Annotated in this window: 17 protein-coding genes; all 17 read right to left on the bottom strand. The window is 71.4% G+C overall.

Annotated features, from left to right (window positions below):
* Positions 1-68 precede the first annotated feature (68 nt).
* Positions 69-326: a 50S ribosomal protein L27 gene (rpmA, locus tag HHX41_RS24350; protein ID WP_030505847.1), complete on the bottom strand. Its 258-nt coding sequence runs from the start codon at positions 324-326 to the stop codon at positions 69-71.
* A 45-nt stretch (positions 327-371) separates the two neighbouring features.
* Positions 372-686, bottom strand: a complete 315-nt coding sequence (gene rplU, locus HHX41_RS24345) for a 50S ribosomal protein L21 (RefSeq protein ID WP_030505848.1) — start codon at positions 684-686, stop codon at positions 372-374.
* 188 nt (positions 687-874) lie between these two features.
* Positions 875-3,739, bottom strand: coding sequence for an Rne/Rng family ribonuclease (locus tag HHX41_RS24340; protein WP_182907851.1), 2,865 nt, complete (start codon positions 3,737-3,739; stop codon positions 875-877).
* Positions 3,740-3,842: 103 nt separating this feature from the next.
* The gene (locus HHX41_RS24335; RefSeq protein ID WP_169984786.1) at positions 3,843-4,571 is read right to left on the bottom strand and encodes a TIGR03936 family radical SAM-associated protein; all 729 of its coding nucleotides are present in this window, start codon (positions 4,569-4,571) and stop codon (positions 3,843-3,845) included.
* A gap of 94 nt (positions 4,572-4,665) precedes the next feature.
* Positions 4,666-6,588 carry a TIGR03960 family B12-binding radical SAM protein gene (locus tag HHX41_RS24330; protein WP_182907850.1) on the bottom strand — a complete coding sequence of 641 codons (1,923 nt, stop codon included), beginning with the start codon at positions 6,586-6,588 and terminating at the stop codon, positions 4,666-4,668.
* Between the two features lie 49 nt (positions 6,589-6,637).
* A complete protein-coding gene (locus HHX41_RS24325) occupies positions 6,638-7,519 on the bottom strand; it encodes a phosphotransferase enzyme family protein (RefSeq protein ID WP_169984789.1) in 882 nt (293 codons plus the stop codon).
* Positions 7,516-8,988 carry a hypothetical protein gene (locus HHX41_RS24320; RefSeq protein WP_182907849.1) on the bottom strand — a complete coding sequence of 491 codons (1,473 nt, stop codon included), beginning with the start codon at positions 8,986-8,988 and terminating at the stop codon, positions 7,516-7,518. Before HHX41_RS24320 ends, HHX41_RS24325 begins: the two co-directional genes overlap by 4 nt.
* A gap of 54 nt (positions 8,989-9,042) precedes the next feature.
* Positions 9,043-9,291 (bottom strand): hypothetical protein, encoded by a 249-nt coding sequence (locus tag HHX41_RS24315; protein ID WP_182907848.1) that lies wholly within the window; start codon positions 9,289-9,291, stop codon positions 9,043-9,045.
* Between the two features lie 143 nt (positions 9,292-9,434).
* Positions 9,435-10,607 carry a rod shape-determining protein RodA gene (rodA, locus tag HHX41_RS24310; protein WP_182907847.1) on the bottom strand — a complete coding sequence of 391 codons (1,173 nt, stop codon included), beginning with the start codon at positions 10,605-10,607 and terminating at the stop codon, positions 9,435-9,437.
* Between the two features lie 12 nt (positions 10,608-10,619).
* Positions 10,620-12,677 (bottom strand): penicillin-binding protein 2, encoded by a 2,058-nt coding sequence (gene mrdA, locus HHX41_RS24305; protein ID WP_169984797.1) that lies wholly within the window; start codon positions 12,675-12,677, stop codon positions 10,620-10,622.
* The gene (gene mreD / locus HHX41_RS24300) at positions 12,674-13,192 is read right to left on the bottom strand and encodes a rod shape-determining protein MreD (protein ID WP_182907846.1); all 519 of its coding nucleotides are present in this window, start codon (positions 13,190-13,192) and stop codon (positions 12,674-12,676) included. Before mreD ends, mrdA begins: the two co-directional genes overlap by 4 nt.
* Before the next feature lie 3 nt (positions 13,193-13,195).
* Positions 13,196-14,380, bottom strand: coding sequence for a rod shape-determining protein MreC (gene mreC / locus HHX41_RS24295; protein ID WP_182907845.1), 1,185 nt, complete (start codon positions 14,378-14,380; stop codon positions 13,196-13,198).
* An 8-nt stretch (positions 14,381-14,388) separates the two neighbouring features.
* The gene (locus HHX41_RS24290; protein ID WP_169984810.1) at positions 14,389-15,420 is read right to left on the bottom strand and encodes a rod shape-determining protein; all 1,032 of its coding nucleotides are present in this window, start codon (positions 15,418-15,420) and stop codon (positions 14,389-14,391) included.
* Between the two features lie 219 nt (positions 15,421-15,639).
* Positions 15,640-16,050 (bottom strand): nucleoside-diphosphate kinase, encoded by a 411-nt coding sequence (gene ndk, locus HHX41_RS24285; RefSeq protein WP_169984812.1) that lies wholly within the window; start codon positions 16,048-16,050, stop codon positions 15,640-15,642.
* 206 nt (positions 16,051-16,256) lie between these two features.
* Positions 16,257-17,777, bottom strand: a complete 1,521-nt coding sequence (locus tag HHX41_RS24280) for a hypothetical protein (protein WP_182907844.1) — start codon at positions 17,775-17,777, stop codon at positions 16,257-16,259.
* 11 nt (positions 17,778-17,788) lie between these two features.
* Positions 17,789-18,139, bottom strand: a complete 351-nt coding sequence (locus HHX41_RS24275) for a DUF4233 domain-containing protein (RefSeq protein WP_182907843.1) — start codon at positions 18,137-18,139, stop codon at positions 17,789-17,791.
* Positions 18,136-19,419: a folylpolyglutamate synthase/dihydrofolate synthase family protein gene (locus tag HHX41_RS24270; protein WP_182907975.1), complete on the bottom strand. Its 1,284-nt coding sequence runs from the start codon at positions 19,417-19,419 to the stop codon at positions 18,136-18,138. Before HHX41_RS24270 ends, HHX41_RS24275 begins: the two co-directional genes overlap by 4 nt.
* Between the last annotated feature and the right edge of the window lie 565 nt (positions 19,420-19,984).

The raw sequence follows: 19,984 nt of genomic DNA, 5'->3' as shown, positions 1-19,984 counted from the left end.
AAAACGAATGAGGCGGACCGAATGCTCGATCCGCCTCATCGCGCTGCTTACTGGTGTCCGGGGCGGATCTACTCCGCGGCCGGGACGATGCTCACCGCGCGGCGACCGCGCTTGGTGCCGAACTGCACCCGGCCGGTGGCCAGGGCGAACAGCGTGTCGTCGCCACCACGGCCGACGTTGTCGCCGGGGTGGAAGTGCGTGCCGCGCTGACGGACGATGATCTCGCCCGCGTTCACCAGCTGACCGCCGAAACGCTTCACACCGAGGCGCTGAGCGTTCGAGTCACGGCCGTTCCGGGTGGACGAAGCGCCCTTCTTGTGTGCCATGATTCACTCCCTTTCGGGGGTAAGCGGGGGTCGTCCCCCGGGAAACTACTGTCCGGGGTTGATGCCGGTGACCTTGACCTGGGTGTACCGCTGACGGTGACCCTGGCGCTTCTTGTATCCGGTCTTGTTCTTGTACTTCAGAATCCGGATCTTCGGCCCCTTGGTCTCGCCGAGAATCTCGGCGGTCACCTGGAACCGGGAAAGCGTGGCTGCGTCGGTGGTGACATCGCCGTCGTTGACGACGAGCACCGCCGGCAGCGACACCGAGGAGCCAACCTCGCCGGCGACCTTGTCCACCTCGAGGACGTCCCCGACGGAGACCTTCTGCTGCCTGCCGCCGCAACGAACGATCGCGTACACCGCGGAACCCTTCTACTGGCTAAATGCTGAGATGCCGCGCCCCGCATCCAGCTGCTGTCGATTACACGACCGGCGATCCGGGCAGGCGCGCGAAGCCAGGCACGCCGACACCGGGCGCACCGGTTGCCTAGGGTACCGGATATCCGGTACCCAGGTCGAACCGAGCGGATCGCCGGGTGACGAAGTCGTTACTCCGCCGTCTTCCTGCGGGAACGTCGCCGTCCCCGGGAAGCCGGCGCGGAGCCGTCGCCCTCGTCGGAGTTGGTGGGATCGGCGTCGATGGCGTCGGTGACGCTCTCGCGTGCCGAGCCCGACGCCGCGGCCACCGATCCCTCGTTGGCCGCCAGCTTCTCGGCCACCGCCTTCTCGACGGCCATCTTGCCCTGCGTGCCACGCGGCTCGGGCTTCGCCTCGACCGGCTCGGTCGACACGATGATCCCGCGCCCGTGGCAGCAGTCGCACGGCGTGGAGAACGCCTCCAGCAGGCCTTGGCCGACCCGCTTACGCGTCATCTGCACCAGACCCAGCGAGGTGACCTCGGCCACCTGGTGCTTGGTCCGGTCCCGCGCCAGGCACTCCAGCAGTCGCCGGAGCACCAGGTCGCGGTTGCTCTCCAGCACCATGTCGATGAAGTCGATCACGATGATGCCGCCGATGTCCCGCAGCCTGAGCTGACGGACGATCTCCTCGGCCGCCTCCAGGTTGTTGCGGGTGACGGTCTCCTCGAGGTTGCCGCCCTGCCCGGTGAACTTACCGGTGTTGACGTCGACGACCGTCATCGCCTCGGTCCGGTCGATCACCAGCGAGCCGCCGGACGGCAGCCACACCTTGCGCTCCATCGCCTTGGCGATCTGCTCGTCGATCCGGTAGGCGGAGAAGGCGTCGGTCTCCTCATCCCACTTCGTCAGGCGCTCGGCCAGGTGCGGGGCGACGTAGCGGACGTACTCGTCCACCGTCGTCCACGCCTCGTCGCCCTCGACGACCAGGGAGCTGAAGTCCTCGTTGAAGACGTCGCGGACCACCCGGACGGTCAGGTCGGGCTCCCCGGACAGCAGTTCCGGCGGGCTGGCCGACTTGGCCTTGCGCTGGATGTTCTCCCACTGGGCCGACAGCCGGGCCACGTCGCGGCTGAGCTCCTCCTCCGAGGCGCCCTCCGCCGCGGTGCGCACGATGACGCCCGCGTTCTCCGGCATGACCTTGCGCAGGATCTGCTTGAGCCGGGCCCGCTCCTTGTCGGGGAGCTTGCGGCTGATGCCGGTCATCGAGCCGTCCGGCACGTAGACCAGGTAGCGGCCGGGGAGGCTGACCTGGGAGGTCAGCCTGGCGCCCTTGTGGCCGATCGGGTCCTTGGTGACCTGGACGAGCACCGACTGCCCGGACTTCAGCGCCGCCTCGATCCGCTTGGGCTGGCCCTCCAGCCCCGCGGTGTCGAAGTTCACCTCGCCGGCGTACAGCACGGCGTTGCGGCCCTTGCCGATGTCCACGAACGCCGCCTCCATGGAGGGCAGCACGTTCTGGACCTTGCCGAGGTAGACGTTGCCGACGTACGACTGGCTCGACTCACGGTCGACGTAGTGCTCGACGAGGACGCCGTCCTCGAGCACCGCGATCTGGGTGCGGCCGCCCTGGCGGCGCACGACCATGATCCGCTCGACCGACTCGCGCCGGGCCAGGAACTCCGACTCGGTGATGATCGGCGGACGGCGGCGGCCCAGCTCGCGGCCCTCGCGGCGGCGCTGCTTCTTCGCCTCCAGCCGGGTCGATCCCCGTACGCCCTGGACCTCGTCGACCGAGGTGGACCTGGTGGCGCGGGGCGCCCGGATGCGGACGACGGTGTTCGGCGGGTCGTCGGGGGCCAGTTCGGCCTCCTCTGTGCCGCGGCGGCGACGACGGCGACGGCGCCGGGTGCCGGTCTGGCCCTCGGAGTCGTCCTCCGCCTGCTCGCGGTCCTCCTCGTCGCCCGACGCGGCCTGCGGCTCCTCGCCCTCGTCCTCGGACTCCTCGCCGTCCTCGGTGTCCCTGGTGCGGGCGCCCCGGCCGCGTCCGCCGCGACGACGGCGCCGCCTGCGGGTGCCGCCGTCGGCCTCGGACTCGTCGTCGCCGGACTCGGTCGCCTCCTCCGCCTCCTCGGCTTCCTCGTCCTCCGCCGGCACCGGCTCTGCGGCGGGCGACGCGGGCCTCTGCGCGGGCACCGCGAACGGGTCGGGAGCCTGGAAGATCGGCTGGAACAGCGCCGACGGCGCCTGGAAGGTCACCGAGGGCACGGACGGCTGCGGCGCCGACAGCCCGAAGGGGTCGGCCACCACGTCCGGCCGCCCGCCGTCCTCCTCGATGTCGATGTCCTCGATGTCGAGCGGCTCGTCGTCCAGCGGTTCCTCGTCGGGGAGGTTGAGCCCGAGCGCGGCGGCGACCTCGGCCTCGGCGGCGTGCATCGCCCTGGATCGTTCCGGCGTCGGCTCTTCCGCGCGGGCGCGGCGGCGCCGCCGGGGGGCGGCGGGTTCCTCGGCCTGTGGCGTGTCCTCGGCCTGCGCCGTCTTCTCCGCCTGCTCCGGCTGCGGGGACGGCTCGGTCTCCTCGGTCCTCTTGCGGCTGCGGCGACGCCGGGCCGGCGCGGCCGGCTCGTCGTCCCCGGTCGCCGCCTCCGGAACGGCCGTCTCGGCGGCCGGTGTCTCGGCGGCCGTCTCGGTGACCGCTGTCTCCGTGACCTGTGCCTCGGCGGTCTTGGTGCGGCGGCGGGTGACCCGCTTGGGCCGCTCCTTCACGACCGGCTCCTCCTGCGCGACCGGCTCCTCCTGCGCGGGCGGCGCGGAGGTCTCGTCGGCGGGCTCGGCGGTCACCGGGACGTCGGCGGCGACCACCGTGGTCACCGGCGGCGGCAGGTCGTCCGGCTCGGGCGGGGGCCCGGCCGGCCGGCTCGCCGACCGGCGGCGCGGCGTCGCGGACACGCCGGACGGACCGGAGGAAACCGCGTCTCCCCCGGCCTGGCCGCGTTCTTCTGTTGTCGTATCACCGTCAAGGCTCACAGCCCCGTCAGTGGGCTCGTTGTCGAGCATGCGGGCGCTCTCCCGTCAGCCTCCGGGCACGTTGCCGCGCCGCGCGAAGGCTCTCGTCTCTCGCGGTCCGCCGGGCTTCCTGTCGGCGCCTCGGCGGCAAGTCTTATCGGTCTCCGCCTGCCCGGTCGAAGGCGAACGGGTCGGCGGGCTCACCGGTCGCGTCGAGCGGCCCCTGCGCCAGCCTGGTCACCGCTGCGGGTGACGGCGGCGCGAAGCCTGCCACGAGACGCAGACCCATGAGCACGTCATCGGGCCGGACGGCAGGTGTTTCGTGCCGAACAACCATACGAAGTATGACACACGGTTGAACGGTCTCCTGACCTGCCGTAATTCCCGGCCCCTCCACTACGGCGAGCGAACGCACCGCCTGGCGGGCGTCGAATCGCCGCATTCCCTTCTTGGTCAGGCGCTCGACCTCCACCCGGCCGGCCGCCAGGAACTCCTTCACCGCCCGCTCGGCCTCGCCCGGATCGGCTCCGGGGAGCCGCAGCTCCCACATCGAGCCCTCCAGCCGGTCGGCCAGGTTCCCGTCCCGCGCCTCCACCACGTCGAGCACGTCCAGTCCCGGCGGCAGCGAGGCGTCGAGGTCGTCGTGAACCCGCCGCGGGTCACACGGCCGGTTCACCCCGATCTCGAGGTACTCGGCCTCGCTCGCCACTCCGGTGGGGGCGGCGCCGGCGTAGGAGATCTTCGGGTGGGGGCTGAAGCCCGCGCTGTAGGCCACCGGGATGCCGGCTCGCCGCACCGCCCTTTCGACGGCGCGGGAGATGTCGCGGTGGCTGGTGAAGCGCAGGCGGCCCCGCTTGGCGTAGCGCACACGCAGTCGCTGCACCGTGGGTTCGGGCGCGGGCCCGTCGGGAACGGGTTTCAGAGTTCCGTCGTCCTTCCGGTGTCGGTCGATCGTCTTTCAGGATAGGCCGTGAGCGTCAGATCACGGTGAGTGGCAGCAGTTTTCTGCCCGTGGGGCCGATCTGGATCTCCGTCCCCATCGTGGGGCAGACGCCGCAGTCGTAGCAGGGCGTCCAGCGGCAGTCCTCGACCTCCACGTCGCCCAGCGCGTCCTGCCAGTCCTGCCAGAGCCACTCGCGGTCGAGACCGGCGTCGAGGTGGTCCCAGGGCAGCACCTCGTGCTCGTCCCGCTCGCGCGTCGTGTACCAGTCCACGTCGACAGGCTCGTCGGCGAGGGCACGGTCCGCCGCCGCCATCCACCGCTCGAACGAGAAGTGCTCGCTCCAGCCGTCGAACCGGCCGCCGTCCTCCCAGACGGCGCGGATGACCCTGCCCACCCGGCGGTCGCCCCGCGACAGCAGCCCCTCCACGATCGACGGCTTGCCGTCGTGGTAGCGGTAGCCGATGGCCCTGCCGTACTCCTTGTCGGAGCGCAGGGCGTCGCGCAGCGCGCGCAGCCGGCGGTCCACCGTCTCGTGGTCGCACTGGGCGGCCCACTGGAACGGCGTGTGCGGCTTGGGCACGAACCCGCCGATGGAGACCGTGCAGCGGATGTCACGCGAACCCGTCGCGTCACGGCCCGCCTTGATGACCTTCTTGGCCAGGTCGGCGATGCCGAGGACGTCCTCGTCCTCCTCCGTCGGGAGCCCGCACATGAAGTAGAGCTTCACCTGCCGCCACCCGTTGGAGTAGGCGGTGGTGACCGTGCGGATCAGGTCCTCCTCGGTGACCATCTTGTTGATCACCTTGCGCATCCGCTCGGACCCGCCCTCCGGCGCGAACGTGAGCCCGGAACGGCGGCCGTTGCGGGACAGCTCGTTCGCCAGGTCGATGTTGAACGCGTCGACCCGGGTGGACGGCAGGGACAGGCCGACCTGGCTGCCCTCGTAGCGGTCGGCGAGACCCCTGGTGACGTCGGCGATCTCGGAGTGGTCGGCGCTGGACAGCGACAGCAGCCCGACCTCGCTGAAGCCGGACTCCCTGATCCCCGCCTCGACCATGTCGCCGATCGTGGTGATCGACCGCTCCCGGACCGGACGGGTGATCATCCCCGCCTGGCAGAAGCGGCAGCCCCGGGTGCAGCCCCGGAAGATCTCGACGCTGAACCGCTCGTGCACGGTCTCGGCGAGCGGGACCAGCGGTTTCTTCGGGTACGGCCACTCGTCGAGGTCCATGACCGTGTGCTTGAACACGCGCGTCGGCACGCCGTCGCGGTTGGGGACGACGCGCTTGATGCGGCCGTCCGGGTGGTACTCGACGTCATAGAACTTCGGGACGTACACCCCGCCCGTGGAGGCGAGGCGCAGCAGCAGTTCGTCACGGCCGCCGGGCGAGCCCTCGGCCTTCCACTCGCGCAACACCTCGGAGATCGCGATGGCGATCTGCTCGCCGTCGCCGAGCACGGCGGCGTCGAGGAAGTCGGCGATGGGCTCCGGGTTGAACGCGGCGTGGCCGCCCGCCAGCACGATCGGATCCTCGTCGGTGCGGTCCACCGCCTCCAGCGGGATCCCCGCGAGGTCGAGCGCGGTGAGGAGGTTCGTGTAGCCGAGCTCGGTGGCGAACGACACCCCGAGGACGTCGAACGCGCGAACCGGCCGGTGGCCGTCCACGGTGAACTGCGGGACGCCCTCGGACCGCATGAGCGCCTCGAGGTCGGGCCACACCGCGTAGGTGCGCTCCGCCAGCGTCTCGGGCAGCTCGTTGAGGATCTCGTAGAGGATCTGCACCCCCTGGTTGGGCAGGCCGACCTCGTAGGCGTCCGGGTACATCAGGGCCCACCGGACGGTCGCCTCGTCCCAGTCCTTGACCGTCGAGTTCAGCTCGCCCCCGACGTACTGGATCGGCTTCTGCACCTTGGGCAGCAGCGGCTCCAGGCGGGGAAACAACGACTCGACAGACATGCCTCCAGGGTATCGGCTCCCGGGAGTGTCCCCTGCGGATCTTCCAGCCTCAGAAGGGGTGCCAGATCCGGTCGTCGCCCGCGCGCAGCGAGGCCAGGCGGTGGCGCAGCTCCGCGTGCGCGCGGTCGTCGCGGTGCCCGATGCGCAGCACGGCCGTCAGCGTCTGGAGCTCCCGGATGTCGCGCAGCACCGGATAGCCCGGCCAGTCCCTGACGTCGCATCCGTACGCGCGGGCGAAACCGTCCCGCTGGGCGTCGGACAGGCCGAACCTGGTGCCCTGCAGGGTGGGCACCAGGTCGACCTCGCGCGGCCCGGCGCTGACCGAGTCCCAGTCGCACAGCAGGATCCGGCCCGCGGTGCGGATCAGGTTGCCCCGGTGCGCGTCGCCGTGCACCAGCCCGTACGGCAGGGCGAACTCGACGCGCTCGTAGTAGGCCTCCTCCAGCGCCGCGCACCGGTCCAGCAGCCACTCGCGCTCCTCGCCGTCCAGCACGAGGCTCGCCCGTACGGCCCGCCGTACGCGGCCGAAGGGATCATAGGTCGGCAGCGCGAACGGGACCGGCGGCAGGGAGTGCAGCCACCGCAGCAGCCGGCCGAGCGGAACCGGATCGCCGTCGTCCGCGCCGTCCTCGTAGTGCCAGAAGGTCGCCAGACAGCCCTCGACGGCCAGCGGCTGGCGCACGTCGAGCGGCAGCGTGACGGGGAAACCCTGCTCGTGCAGCCAGCGCGTGACCTTGAGCGAGGTGACCAGCCGGTCGTACTTGCCGGGGGTGCCGGCCTCCGCCAGGCGGACGACGACCCCCTCGCCCGGCAGGTGGTAGACCACGTTGGCGAAGCTGCGCAGCAACCGTGCGCCGTCGGCGCTGAGCCCGGCCCGACGGCACGCCTCCGCGAGCGCGGGCGGGGTGCCGGCGACGGTGGAGACACTCATCGCGGATCCTCCTCGCCGCCCAGTGCCTCGGACGGCGCCTCGGACGGCGCCTCGGGCAGCGCCCGGGCGGCCGACTGGGGCAGGCCGGTCGCGCAGAACGCCTCCAGCCGCTCGGCGAGCTCTCCCCGCACCATCGGAGTGCAGGTCAGCACCGTGGACTGCAGGGTCTCGGCCAGGCTGTCGATCCTGCGCTCCGGCGGCAGGGCCAGCAGCGGCGTCAGGGCCTGCTCGGCCCCACCGGGGTCGTCCTCCATCAGGTGCGCGACGGCCAGGTGCGCCCCGGCCATCGCCTCGCAGCCGTACGACCGGTTCTGGCGGTCCTCCCGCGCGTACAGGCCGAGCGCGGCGCGGGCCTGCTCGATCGCCCGGCCCGCCTGTCCGAGGTGCAGGTGCGTGACCGCCGTGTAGTAGGCCTGCTTGGCGGGCCGGAAGGCGAACTCCCCGGCGAACCCGTCGTGCAGCTCGTCCCCGGTGCCCGCCTCGCGGGCGTCCGCCGCCTTGAGCAGGTCGTCCTCCACCTCGCGGGTCCGGCCGAGCATCGCGCCCGCCCGCGCCCGCAGCATGTGCAGCCGCGCGCCGCCCTGGCCCCGGTGCAGGTGGGTGAGGCCGTCCTCGGCGTAGCCCGCCGCGTCCTCGTACCGCCGGTCCCACAGCGCGACCGACGCCTGCATGCCGCGGGCCCAGCCCATGAGGGACCGGTGCCCGGCGATCCTGCCGTACGTCCACGCCGCGCGGGCGAGGTCGTCGGCGGGCACCCGGCGGCCCATGTCCATGCTCGCGTTGGCCATCAGCCCGCACAACGTCCCGGCCAGGAAGAACAGCTCGCCGGCCTGGGCCGGGTGGACGCGCCGCTCCAGCGCCCTGCGGGTCTGCTCCTGCAGCGCCCGCATCTCCACGAACAGCGGCAGCGGCGCCTCCCAGACGTACCGGCGGGACAACCAGATCACCTGCGTGCGCAGCCGTTCGAGCGCGCTGTCGCCGATCTCGCTCGTCTCCACCCGCTCGGCGTGCTCGCTCGCCTCCCGGGCGGCGGCGCTGATCAGGTCGGGCGCGGTACGCCGCCGCCAGGCCTCGGGGCCGCGCATCTCCGGCGGCGTGTAGTCCTTGGCGAACCCGAGCTGCACCGGGCCCGTCTCGAACAGGCGGCACAGCAGGTCGGTGTAGTCGCGGTCGGGCCGCGCCCCGGCCTCCCACTCCCGCCAGGACCGCTCGCTCAGTCCCCTGCGCTTGATCTGCTCGCGGTCGCACATCGCGTGGAAGCGCTCGATCGCCTCCTCCACCGTCCACCCGTACGCCAGCCGCAGGCACTTGAAACGGGCCAGCCGCGGGCAGCACAGGTGGATCTCGTCGGCGATCTGGTGGAAGACCGCGGTCGTCGGCGGCTCACCGAGAGCGGCGAGGGTCCGCTCGCGGATGCCGCCGGCGATCTGGATGGCGGACCGGTCCCCGCCGCGTGAGGGTGTCGTCATCGGCTCTCCCAGTGGTGACACCCGCACGCTAACGCCGTACATGTCACGAACCGGTCACCTCGCGCACTGCGAGTCCCTCTCCACCGAGCGGAGAGGAGTGATGGTGCCGCCGCTGCGCAGCTGGGCCGTGAAGAGCTGGCCGCACAGGCTCGCCGGCGTCTCGGCGAACCACACCGTCGGCGGGTCGCCCGCGGCCGCGGCGGCCCACCTCCCGCCGCCGTACACGATCCGGTAGTCGGGGAAGGCCGTGCGCAGCAGGTCTAGGGCACGCTGGCGTTCCCGCGCCTCGTCGTCCGGAGTCACCGTTCCTCCGTAAGGGTTCGTTCAGCCCCCGAACCTGTTCCGTTCCCATGGTGTTCGCCGCGCGGTGCGGGCACCAGTGAGAGCGGGGATCCGGCACCCTGCGGACGGCTCTCATGCGGGGAACACGGGGAACGCGGAGAACGTCAGACCGGTCGCGATCTCAGATGGATCGCCTGCAGGATGGCGATCGCCGTCATGTTCGCGAACGTCGCGGTGCCGCCGTAGGAGACGAACGGCAGCGGCACACCGGTGATCGGCATGATGCCGATCGTCATGCCGACGTTGACGAGCGTCTGGAAGGCCAGCCACGCGACGATGCCGGCCGAGACGAGCGCGCTGAACCGGTCGCCGCACATCCGGGCGATCCGCGCGCCGCGCAGCAGCACCACGCCGAGCAGGGCGACCACGGTGACCGACCCGACGAAACCGAGTTCCTCGCCCGCGACGGTGAAGATGAAGTCGGTGTGCTGCTCGGGCACGAACCGTCCCGTGGTCTGGCCGCCGTGGAACAGGCCCTTGCCGAACACCTCGCCCGACCCGATCGCCACCAGCGCCTGGGTGCTGTTGTACCCCACGCCGCGCGGGTCGCTGGACGGGTCGATGAGCGCGGTGAACCGGGCCACCTGGTACGGCTTGAGCAGCCCCAGCGACCACACGGCCACCGCCCCGAGGCCCGTGAGCAGCACCCCGGCCACGACCCAGCGCTTGCGTATCCCGGAGAAGACGATGATCGCACCGGTCGTCGTCATCAGCACCATGGTGGTGCCGAGGTCGGGCTGCAGCATGACCAGCGCCGCCGCGACGCCCGCCGCCGCGACGGACAGCGCGAGACCGGCGGCCCTCGGCCGGTCCTTGGTCTTCCCCTTCTCCGACGTCGGGGCCAGCAGCCGCGCCAGTATCACCACCAGCGCCGGCTTCATCAGCTCGGCCGGCTGCAGGGCGAAGCCCCCGCCCAGCAGGATCCACGAGTGGTGGCCGTTGATCGTCGACCCCATCGGGCTGATGACCAGGATCAGCCCGATGACGGCGATGCCGTACAGGACCGGCGCGTACGTGCGAAGCCAGCGGTAGTCGGTCACCGCGACCGCACTGTAGAGAGCCAGACCGATGAGCAGGTTGAGCACGTGCTTCTTGACCATGCCCGTCGGCTCGATCGACGACCAGGTGCGGGTGGCCGACCACACCAGCAGCGTGCCGATCGCGCTCAGCGCGACCACCGCCCCGAACAGCAACCAGTCCATCCGCCAGACGACCGATCCCCGCCCGACGACCCGGCTCGCGAACGACCTCCGCCGTATTCCGATGGCCTCAGTCATGGCAGGCCCGCCTCACTGCGTGTTGTCGCGGCTGATGGCCGGCAGCCGCGTCACCGGTTTGCCGTCCGGAAGCGCCGGCTTGACCGGCTTGCCGTTGTCCCCCTTGCTCAGGCCGAAGATGCCCTCCCAGATGCGCCGCACGGCGGGCGCGGCGGTCGAGGCGCCGAAGCCGCCCTGCGCCACCATGACCACGGTGACCAGCCGCGGATTGTCCGCGGGCGCGAAGGACGCGAACCACGACGTGTCCTCCTTGCCGTAGACCTCGGCCGTACCGGTCTTGCCGCCGATCTTGACGATGTTGAACGGGAAGCCGCGGAACGCGCCCGCCGCCGTGCCGTCCGAGGGCACCTCGCTGAGCGCCTTGCGGATGTACTCGCGCGTCTCGTCGTTGACCGGCAGGTGTCCCTCGACTGGGACCGGGATCTCCTGCTTCAGCGTGCCGTCCGGACGCATCAGCGCCCAGCCGATCCGCGGGCTGCGCACGTTGCCGTCGCCGAGCAGCGCCGCGTACGCCCGGGCGAGCTGGAGGGGGGTGACGAGCACGTCACCCTGGCCGATCGAGAGGTTGACCGCCTCGTAGGCGTGGAAGATCGCGCCCTCCACGCAGTTCTCGTGGGCCAGCCGCTTGGCGAACGCGGCCCGGCTCTGGTCCTTCATCTCCGGGTAGCCGGTCTTGGCCCGCCTGCACATCTCGTCCTTGGTGGAGTTCCACAGGTCGCGCTTCCACCCCCGGGTGGGGATGCGCCCCGCGGACTCGCCCGGCAGGTCGATGCCCGTACGGCGGCCGAAGCCGTAGGCCTTCGCCATGTTCGGCATCGGCTCCTTGACCTTGGACTTGGGCGTCTTGCCGCCGTCGCGCAGCCACTCCTCGTACCCGGCCCGGTAGAACACGGTGTCGCACGACTTGACCAGCGCCTCGTGCAGCGAGATCGCGCCGAGACTCATGCCGCCCGCGTTGGGGTACGACCGGCCCTCGACGGTGTAGGCACCCGGGCACTGGTAGGTGCCGTGCAGCGGCTGACCGTCGGCGACCATCGCCGACGCCGAGCTGATCTTGAAAGTCGAGCCCGGGGCGTACTCGCCGGCGATCGCGCGCGACACCAGCGGCTTGCCCGACTTGTCCGACAGCAAGCGTCGGTAGTCCTTCTCCGCGATGCCGCCCGTCCAGACCTTGGGGTCGTACGTCGGCCGGCTGGCCATCGCGATCACGCGGCCGGTCTTCACGTCGAGCACCACACCGGCGGCGCCGTCCGAGTTCGGCACCTCCTGCATGGCCTGGTCGAGCGACTTTTCGACGATGCGCTGCACGTTGGCGTCGATGCTGGTCACCAGGATGTCGCCGGGAACCGGGTCGGACTGCTGGTTGACCGTGATGACCTTGCCCATCCGGTCGACCTGGACGTTGCGCAGGCCGGGTGCGCCGCGCAGGGCCGAGTCGTAGGTCCGCTCCAGCCCGTCGCGGCCGGTGAGGTCGACACCCGAGTAGTTGGCCTTGAGACCCTCCCGCTTCTCCAGCTCGCTCTGCGTCACCGGCTGCAGGTAGCCGAGGAGCTGGGCGGCGTCCTTGCCGTTCGGATAGTCGCGGAGCGCCTGGATGTCGGCCGTGACGCCCGGAAAGTCCTCCTGGCGTTCCAGAATCTGCAGCGCCGCCCGGGGGTTGACGTTGTTGGCCACCGGGATCGGCGTGTACGGCGAGCCGGGCCAGCACGGGCGGCTGACGCCGGGCCCGCATGCCCGGATCTCCTGCTTCAGCTTCGACAGCGGCACCTTCAGCACGGCGGACAGGCGACGGAGCACCGCGTCGCCGCCGTCCCGCATCCGCTCCAGCCGGCCGCGGTCCACGGAGACCACCAGCGTCGTACGGTTGCGCACGAGCGGGCGGCCGGAGGAGTCGAGGATCGCCCCCCGCAGGGCGGGGACCCGCACCTCGCGGGTGCGCGTCTCGGTCGCGACCGTGACGAACCGCGACCCCTGCACCACCTGGACCTGCCACAGCCGGACGACGAGCACCACGATCATGGCGATGACCAGCACCTGCAGGACGAGCAGGCGCCCCCGCAAACGTGTCATGCCGTCCCCCGTCTCCAGCTCGGCACGAGCTCGCCACCGCCCGCGCGCCTCCGATGGCCGCCGTGCATGACCTTGACCGCCCGGAGCACCAGCGGAGCGGCCACGAGATTGCAGATCGCGGCCCGGGGCCAGGCCGTGGCCAGCACCGGCCACGTGATCCCCGGGGCGCCGAGCAGCGCGCCCAGACCGGCCACCATGCCGGGCGCGATCACGGCGCACGCCGCCACCGCGGGCAGCGGCAGGCGCTCTCCCACACGGCCGGCCGCGTAGCCCAGGAAGCACAGGACCAGTGCGTACTCGCCCAGTGTGTGGTTGGAGGGCGGCAGCAGGTCGTAGGCGAGCCCTCCGCAGAAGCCGATCACCGCACCGGGCACGGGCCCGCGTCTGGTCGCGAGTGCGGCGACCGTCAGGAGCACCAGGTCCGGCGCCCACGAGAACAGCAGCCTGTTCACCAAACTGACCTGCAGGACCAGGGCGACGAACAGCGACAGCGCGGCGATGAGGTTGCGGGCCATCGTTCAGTTCCTCCCGCCGCGGCCGTCGTCGGCCACGGCACCGTCGTTCTCCCGGGGCTCGTGCCGAGGCGCCGTTGCGGAGTCCGTCTCCCGCCCCGCGCGCGGCTCCTGTACGGCCGGCTCCTGTACCTCCCCGTCCACGGCCTGCGTGCCGTGCCGGCCGCGCCGCTCCTGCGCCGCCTCGGGCCTGCCCTCGCCCGTGCCGCGGCCCCGGTCGCCGAGCCCCCACTCGGCCTCCAGCGACGCGCGGCCCTGCCCGCGACCCTCGTCGCCGCGCCGCTGCCGGTCCTCGCGCGCCGGTTTCGGCGGCTGCGGCTTCGGCGGCAGCACCGCGTCGCGCGGATCACGCTTCGGCGCCGCGATCACCACGCCGACGACGTCCAGTGCGGAGAAGTCGGTGAAGGGCCTCGCGTAGGCCGTCCTGGTCACCTCACCCGGCGTGTTGTCCACCCGCTCGACCACGCCGATCGGCACGCCCGGCACGTACGGCCTGCTCTGCTGCGAACCGAACGAGACGATCCGGCGGCCCACGCCGATCGGCACGGTGGAGTCGAGCAGGCGGAACCTGACGAGGTTGCCGCCTCCGCCCGCCTCGCCGAGGCCGCTCACGACACCGAGCTCGTTGCCGCCTTCCAGCCGCGCCCCCGCCGACAGGGCCGGGTCGGTCAGCAGGGCCACCGTCGAGCTGGCCGGGCCCGCCTGGACGATGCGGCCGACCAGTCCCACGTCGCTCAGCACCGTCATGTCGGGCCGGATCCCGTCGGCGGTGCCGGCGTCGATCTCGACCGTGTCCTCGAACCCCGCCACCGTACGCCGCGCGACGACCTGCGCCCCGACCACGCGGTAGCGGCCGAGCCCCGCCAGCCCGAGCATGCGGTCCAGTTTCTCGGCCCGCGCCCGGTCGAGCCGCTGCGCCGACACCTCGTCCCGCAGCCGCGCGTTCTCCTTGCGCAGGTCGGTGATGACACGGCGGGCCGAGGGCGCGTCGCGCAGCATGCCGACGAATCCGGTGATCGGGCGGGTCACGGCGGCGCCGACGCGTTCGGCCTTCCCGAACACGGCGCCCACGAAGCCGCGCACCGGGCCGAGGACGTGGTCGTTCCCGGCCCGGTGATCCACGGTGATGAGGATCAGCGCCACGGCGAGGAGGAGTCCGAGCATGAGACGGGCGCGGCGGGTGTCTCTCATGACGCTCCTTAGTTGCGGGGCTCCGGCACGAGCACCTGCTGGAGGGCTTCGAAGTCCTCCACGCACCGCCCGGAGCCGAGCGCGACCGAGTCGAGCGCGTTCTCGGCCAGATGGACCGGCATGCCGGTCTCCTCGCGCAACCGGTCGACCATGCCGCGCAGCAGGGCGCCGCCACCGGTCACGGCGATGCCCCGGTCCATGAGGTCGCCGGAGAGCTCCGGCGGGCACTTGTCCAGCGTCGACTTCACGGCGTCCACTACCGCGTTGACCGGCTCGGCGATCGACCGGCGGATCTCCTCGGCGCTGATGACGACCGTCTTCGGCAGGCCGCTGACCAGGTCGCGGCCGCGCACCTCGGCGTGGAAGTCCTCCCCCGTGACGCACGCGGACCCGACGGCGATCTTGACCTCCTCCGCCGTGCGCTCCCCGAGCATCAGGGAGTACTCCTTCTTCGCGAAGGCGATGACCGCCTGGTCGAGTTCGTCACCCCCGACGCGGATCGACTGGCTGGTCACGATGCCGCCCATCGAGATGATGGCCACCTCGGTGGTGCCGCCGCCGATGTCGACGACCATGTTCCCGGTCGGCTCGTGGACCGGCAGGCCGGCCCCGATCGCGGCCGCCATCGGTTCCTCGATGATGTACACGCGGCGGGCCCCTGCCTGATAGCCCGCTTCCTTCACCGCGCGTTGCTCCACCGCGGTGATGCCACTCGGCACGGCCACGATGATGCGCGGACGCACGAAGTGGCGGCGTTTGTGGATCTTCTGGATGAAGTACCGCAGCATCCGCTCGGTCACATCGAAATCCGCGATGACACCGTCCCGCAGGGGACGGATCGCGACGATGTTTCCGGGCGTCCGCCCGATCATCCGCTTCGCTTCTATTCCAACTGCCACGATCTTTCCAGTCGTGACGTTGATGGCGACGACGGACGGCTCGTTCAGGACGATGCCGCGCCCTCGGACGTAGACGAGAGTGTTCGCCGTGCCAAGGTCGACAGCCATGTCACGGCCCAGGAATGTCAGCTTGCTGCCCATGCGGAAGGAAGCCTTCCTTCAGGTGGTTAGCGGTTACCGGGTTCAGCGGGTGTGCGGGATGACGCATCGCATTCGAATCGTAACGGCACGTGCTCATCACTGGGCACATCGCGCTCTCAAGCCCCCGGAAAAACCGGCCTCCCCCCGCCTAAGCTCGGTCACCACCTGGAAAAACACGAGAGGCCCCGGTTTAAACCGGGGCCTCTCGTGTGGCAAGGGCTAGAAACGGTCCGGAAAGAAAATCTTGATTTCCCGGGCGGCGGACTCCGGCGAATCGGAACCGTGGACGACGTTCTCGCCGATCTCCAGGGCGTGGTCGCCGCGGATGGTGCCGGGCGCGGACTTCACCGGGTCGGTCAGGCCGGCCAGGGCGCGGAACGCCTCGACGGCCCGGGGACCCTCGAGCACCATCGCGACCAGCGGGCCGCCGGTGATGAACTCCACCAGCTCGCCGAAGAACGGGCGCTCGGAGTGCTCGGCGTAGTGGGCCTTGGCCGTCTCGGCGTCGAGCGTGCGCAGGTCCATCGCCACGATCTTGAGGCCCTTGCGCTCGATGCGGCCGATGACGTCCCCGACGAGGCCGCGACGGACCCCGTCGGGCTTGATCAGGACAAGCGTACGCTCGGACACGGTCTGTTCTCCTAAGGTCGTTGCTGAGGCTCACGTGGCGTCGTGCTCGCCGTACGGTGACCCGTGCAGGTCGCGGGCGCACCCGTCAAGCATCTGGGAGCTCCGGCTGGGGAGCTCCGTACGCAACGGCAGCTTACCGGTCCGCGAACGCCGCTCCGATCGGGCGAGGCCGGGTCTCGCCGGCGCGGCGGTGCCGGCCGGCGTCGTCAGCGGGCGGGCCCCGGGTCCCCGGGGGTGCCGTCGTCCTCCTCCGGAGACGGCGTCGGCGCGGGGATCACCACCGGACCATCCCCCGGCGCGGCGGCCCTCCGGGTCAGGACGGCGGAGAGCACGATCACTCCGACCACGACGAAACCGCCGATCTGCGCCCACATGTGCAGCGCGTCGATGAACCCCTCGACCAGGGCGTTCCCGTTGCCTCCCGCGGTCTCGGCGGCGTCGCGCAGCCGGTTCACCTGGATGCCGGTGCCGAGCAGGAAGCCCGCGAGCACGGCCGGGAAGCACAGCGACAGACCCAGCATCGCCGAGCCCAGACCCGCCGTGCGGAACGCGCCGACCAACGCGACCGCCGACCCCGCGGCCAGCAGCACGAACGGCACCACCAGCGGCGTGCCGGACGGTGCCGGGACCAGCAGCCAGGTCGCGCACAGTCCCGCGACGACGGCCGCGAGACCGAGGGCCGTCATCCGTTCCGTGAACGTGTCCGGCACCCGGCCTGCGAGGACGGCGGCCACGAGCGCGGTCAGCGCGGCCACCAGGAACGGCACCCACAGGCCCTTGAGGCCGGGGCCGCCCAGTGGGCCGCCGAGCTCGATGTAGGTCATCTGCGCGGCCGTCGGCAGCACCACCAGCCCGACCGCGACGTTGACGAAGGCGAGCGTACGGCCGCCCTGCCCCTCGAACGTGCCGAGCGCCGCGAGGCCCAGCATCGCCACGACGGCGAGCGCCGCGGCGGCGACGACCAGGCGCGGCGGCCAGTCGAAGGTGATCCCCACGCCCAGCACCGCGATGGCCGCCGCCGGCACGATGGCCAGCGCGAGCCGCCCGCGCTCGGCCGACGTCGGCCGGCTCGCGGGCAGGATCTCCCCCTCCGCCTGCGTCCCGCCGTCACCGGAGATCATCCAGAGCACCAGGTACGCCGCGGCGAGGGCCAGCGCCACTCCGGTCAGCAGCGGGTACGGCTGGAGGGTGACCTGCCAGGAGGTCACGTCGCGGATCGCCCACAGGGCGAGCGCCTGGGCCGTGAGCAACGAGGCGGCGAGCGCGCCCGCCCAGATCGGCAGCAGCACCCGGCGCCGGGAACGCTCCGCGACCGCGACGAGCGTGGCCGGCACGAGCATGCCCGCGCCGACTCCGTGGAGCACGCGCAGCACGCCGACCAGCGCGACGGTGTCGGTGTACCCCCCGGCGACGTCGGCGAGCGCGAGCAGCGTGAGCCCCGCCACGAGGATCGGGGCCGCGCGGAACCTGCGTACCGCGACCGCGGCGAGCGGCACGGTCACCAGCATGGCGGGCAGCGCCAGGCCGTGCGCGCGGATCATGTCGACCTGCGACACGCCCGGCGGCAGCAGCGCCGCCACGACGGAGATCGTGTTCGGAATGGCGACGAGCGCCAGAGGAAGGGCCACCAGGGTGAGCAGCCCGATGACGACGTCGACCAGCAGAGGGACGCGCACGGCGCGGACCGGCGCGGCGGTCCGAGCCTGCGGTACGGGAGGGACGGCCATGGTTGCCGACTTTAGCGCTTCGTCGTCCCTTCGACACGGCGAGCGACGAAGATGGCAGTTATCCACAGGGCCGCGAAGATCACCCCGAGGAAGAACATGACCGGGACGAGGAATCCTGTGGCGATCGTCAGGACTTCAAGCACAGTGCCCGCGATGTACGCGGAAGGGCGTTTCAGCATGCCGACGACCACCACGCACAGGACGGCGAGCCCGAGCCCGACGGTCAGCGCGAGCGGGGCGGACACATGATTGATGGTGATCGCGACCGGGCTGATGAGCGCCACGACGATCGCCTGCATCCCGAGGACGCTCGCGCAGAGCCGGCGCATGCCGGGGGTGACCTCGAACACGCCGCTGCTCATTTCGCGACCTTGAGGAGGATGCGCGCGTCTCCCGCGGTCACGACCGAACCGGTGATGAGGACACCGGAGCCCAGCTCGTCGCCCTGGTCCGCCAGCGCGACGCCCGTGTCGATGGCGTCGTCGAGCCGGTCCTCCACATGGACGCGATCCGGGCCGAAGACCGCCTCCGCGCGGGCCGCCAGATCGTCCGGGCTCAGCGAGCGCGATGAGGAGTTACAGGTGACCACGATCTCCTCTGCCACCGGTTCCAGCAGGTCCAGGATCGTGTCCACGTCCTTGTCCGCCATCACGGCCACCACCGCGACGAGCCTGGTGAACCCGAACGCCTCGGTCATGGCCTCGACCGACGCCTCCATGCCCGCGGGATTGTGTGCCGCGTCGATCAGGACGGTCGGGCCACGCCGTACGACCTCCAGCCGCCCCGGGCTCTTCACCTGGGCGAACGCCGGCCGTACGACCTCCTCGCCCAGCGGGTCGTCACCGGCCGTCAGCGCCTCCACGGCGGCCAGGGCGCCGGCCGCGTTGCCCGCCTGGTGTGCGCCGTACAACGGCAGGAACACTTCCTCGTACACACCCTTCAGGCCCTTGAGCTGGAGCATCTGGCCGCCCATGGCCAGTTCGCGATGCAGCACGCCGAACTCCAGCCCCTCGCGGGCCACCACCGCGCCGACCTCCGCCGCCCGCCGCATCAGCACCTCGGCGGCGGGCAGCGGTTGCTGCGCCAGCACGGCCGTCGCCTTGGGCTTGATGATTCCGGCCTTCTCACCGGCGATGGTCGCGACGTCCGGCCCCAAGTAGTCGGTGTGATCCAGCGAGATGGGCGTGACGACCGCGACCGTCCCGTCCGCGACGTTCGTCGCGTCCCAGGTGCCGCCCATGCCGGTCTCTACCACCGCGACGTCCACGGGAGCGTCCGCGAACGCCGCGTACGCCATCCCCGTCAGCACCTCGAAGAAGCTCAGCCTGCCCACCTTGGCGTCGATCATCTCCAGGTAGGGGGCGATGTCCTCGTACACCTCGGCGAACCGCTCCTCCGAAAGGGGCTCGCCGTCAATCACGATCCGCTCGCGCATCGACTGCAGATGAGGGCTCGTGTAGCGGCCCACCCGCAGGTTACGCTCGCGCAGGAGAGCCTCGACCATCCGCGCGGTGCTCGTCTTCCCATTGGTGCCCGCGATGTGAACGACCTTGTACGAGTTCTGGGGATCTCCGAGGATCTCCATCAGCGCGGTGATCCGGTCAAGAGTGGGGCTGAAATCCCACTCCACTCCCCGTGCCATGATCGCTTGCTCGACGGCTCGATATTCCACGACCCTCAGCGTACGGGAACCCACACCCGCCCTTTCACAAGGCAGTAGGCCGCGTGAGCGTCAATCTGCGCGGTCTCGCCGCGGGGTGTTCATGGGACGTGGGGACGCGGGGACGCGGGGCGGCCGGGCCGTTAGGACGCGTGATGGCGCGGGGCCTCGTGGTGTGTGGGGGCCTCGTGATGTGTGTGCGGGGAACTCATGGTGTGTGTGGGTGGGGGGTCGTGGTGTGGGTTGGGGTCGGTCACTGCGCTGGCCGGAAGGTCCGGTCCTCGCGAAGCCCGCTCCGCTGGGCCTTCGCTGCGGTCCTCCCTCCCGCCCGCTCCGCTCCCCCGACGCTCACGCCCAGCATGGTCGGCCTCAGGTCGGCCTCGGCATCGGCCTGGTCCACCGGCCACCCCTGAGACCCCCACCGTCGCTGGACCCCACCCACCGTGCCTTGTGACGCCGCCCCTGCCCCTGCCCCTGCCCTCTGGATACGCCTCTGGATATGCGAAAGCCCCGGCCGTCGTCGGCCGGGGCTGAAACCCACCCACAC

The sequence above is a fragment of the Microbispora sp. H13382 genome, from assembly GCF_014161445.1.
Classification (GTDB): Bacteria; Actinomycetota; Actinomycetes; order Streptosporangiales; family Streptosporangiaceae; genus Microbispora.
This window is presented reverse-complemented; position numbering and strand designations above follow the sequence as displayed.

Bases quoted from the DNA above. Each gene is read 5' to 3' on its own strand.
- rpmA (WP_030505847.1), bottom strand. From the start codon at position 326: ATGGCACACAAGAAGGGCGCTTCGTCCACCCGGAACGGCCGTGACTCG.
- HHX41_RS24280 (WP_182907844.1), bottom strand. From the start codon at position 17,777: ATGGCCGTCCCTCCCGTACCGCAGGCTCGGACCGCCGCGCCGGTCCGC.
- mrdA (WP_169984797.1), bottom strand. From the start codon at position 12,677: ATGACACGTTTGCGGGGGCGCCTGCTCGTCCTGCAGGTGCTGGTCATC.
- rodA (WP_182907847.1), bottom strand. From the start codon at position 10,607: ATGACTGAGGCCATCGGAATACGGCGGAGGTCGTTCGCGAGCCGGGTC.
- HHX41_RS24325 (WP_169984789.1), bottom strand. From the start codon at position 7,519: ATGAGTGTCTCCACCGTCGCCGGCACCCCGCCCGCGCTCGCGGAGGCG.
- HHX41_RS24275 (WP_182907843.1), bottom strand. From the start codon at position 18,139: ATGAGCAGCGGCGTGTTCGAGGTCACCCCCGGCATGCGCCGGCTCTGC.
- mreC (WP_182907845.1), bottom strand. From the start codon at position 14,380: ATGAGAGACACCCGCCGCGCCCGTCTCATGCTCGGACTCCTCCTCGCC.
- HHX41_RS24340 (WP_182907851.1), bottom strand. From the start codon at position 3,739: ATGCTCGACAACGAGCCCACTGACGGGGCTGTGAGCCTTGACGGTGAT.
- mreD (WP_182907846.1), bottom strand. From the start codon at position 13,192: ATGGCCCGCAACCTCATCGCCGCGCTGTCGCTGTTCGTCGCCCTGGTC.
- HHX41_RS24330 (WP_182907850.1), bottom strand. From the start codon at position 6,588: ATGTCTGTCGAGTCGTTGTTTCCCCGCCTGGAGCCGCTGCTGCCCAAG.
- HHX41_RS24290 (WP_169984810.1), bottom strand. From the start codon at position 15,420: ATGGGCAGCAAGCTGACATTCCTGGGCCGTGACATGGCTGTCGACCTT.
- HHX41_RS24320 (WP_182907849.1), bottom strand. From the start codon at position 8,988: ATGACGACACCCTCACGCGGCGGGGACCGGTCCGCCATCCAGATCGCC.
- HHX41_RS24270 (WP_182907975.1), bottom strand. From the start codon at position 19,419: ATGGCACGGGGAGTGGAGTGGGATTTCAGCCCCACTCTTGACCGGATC.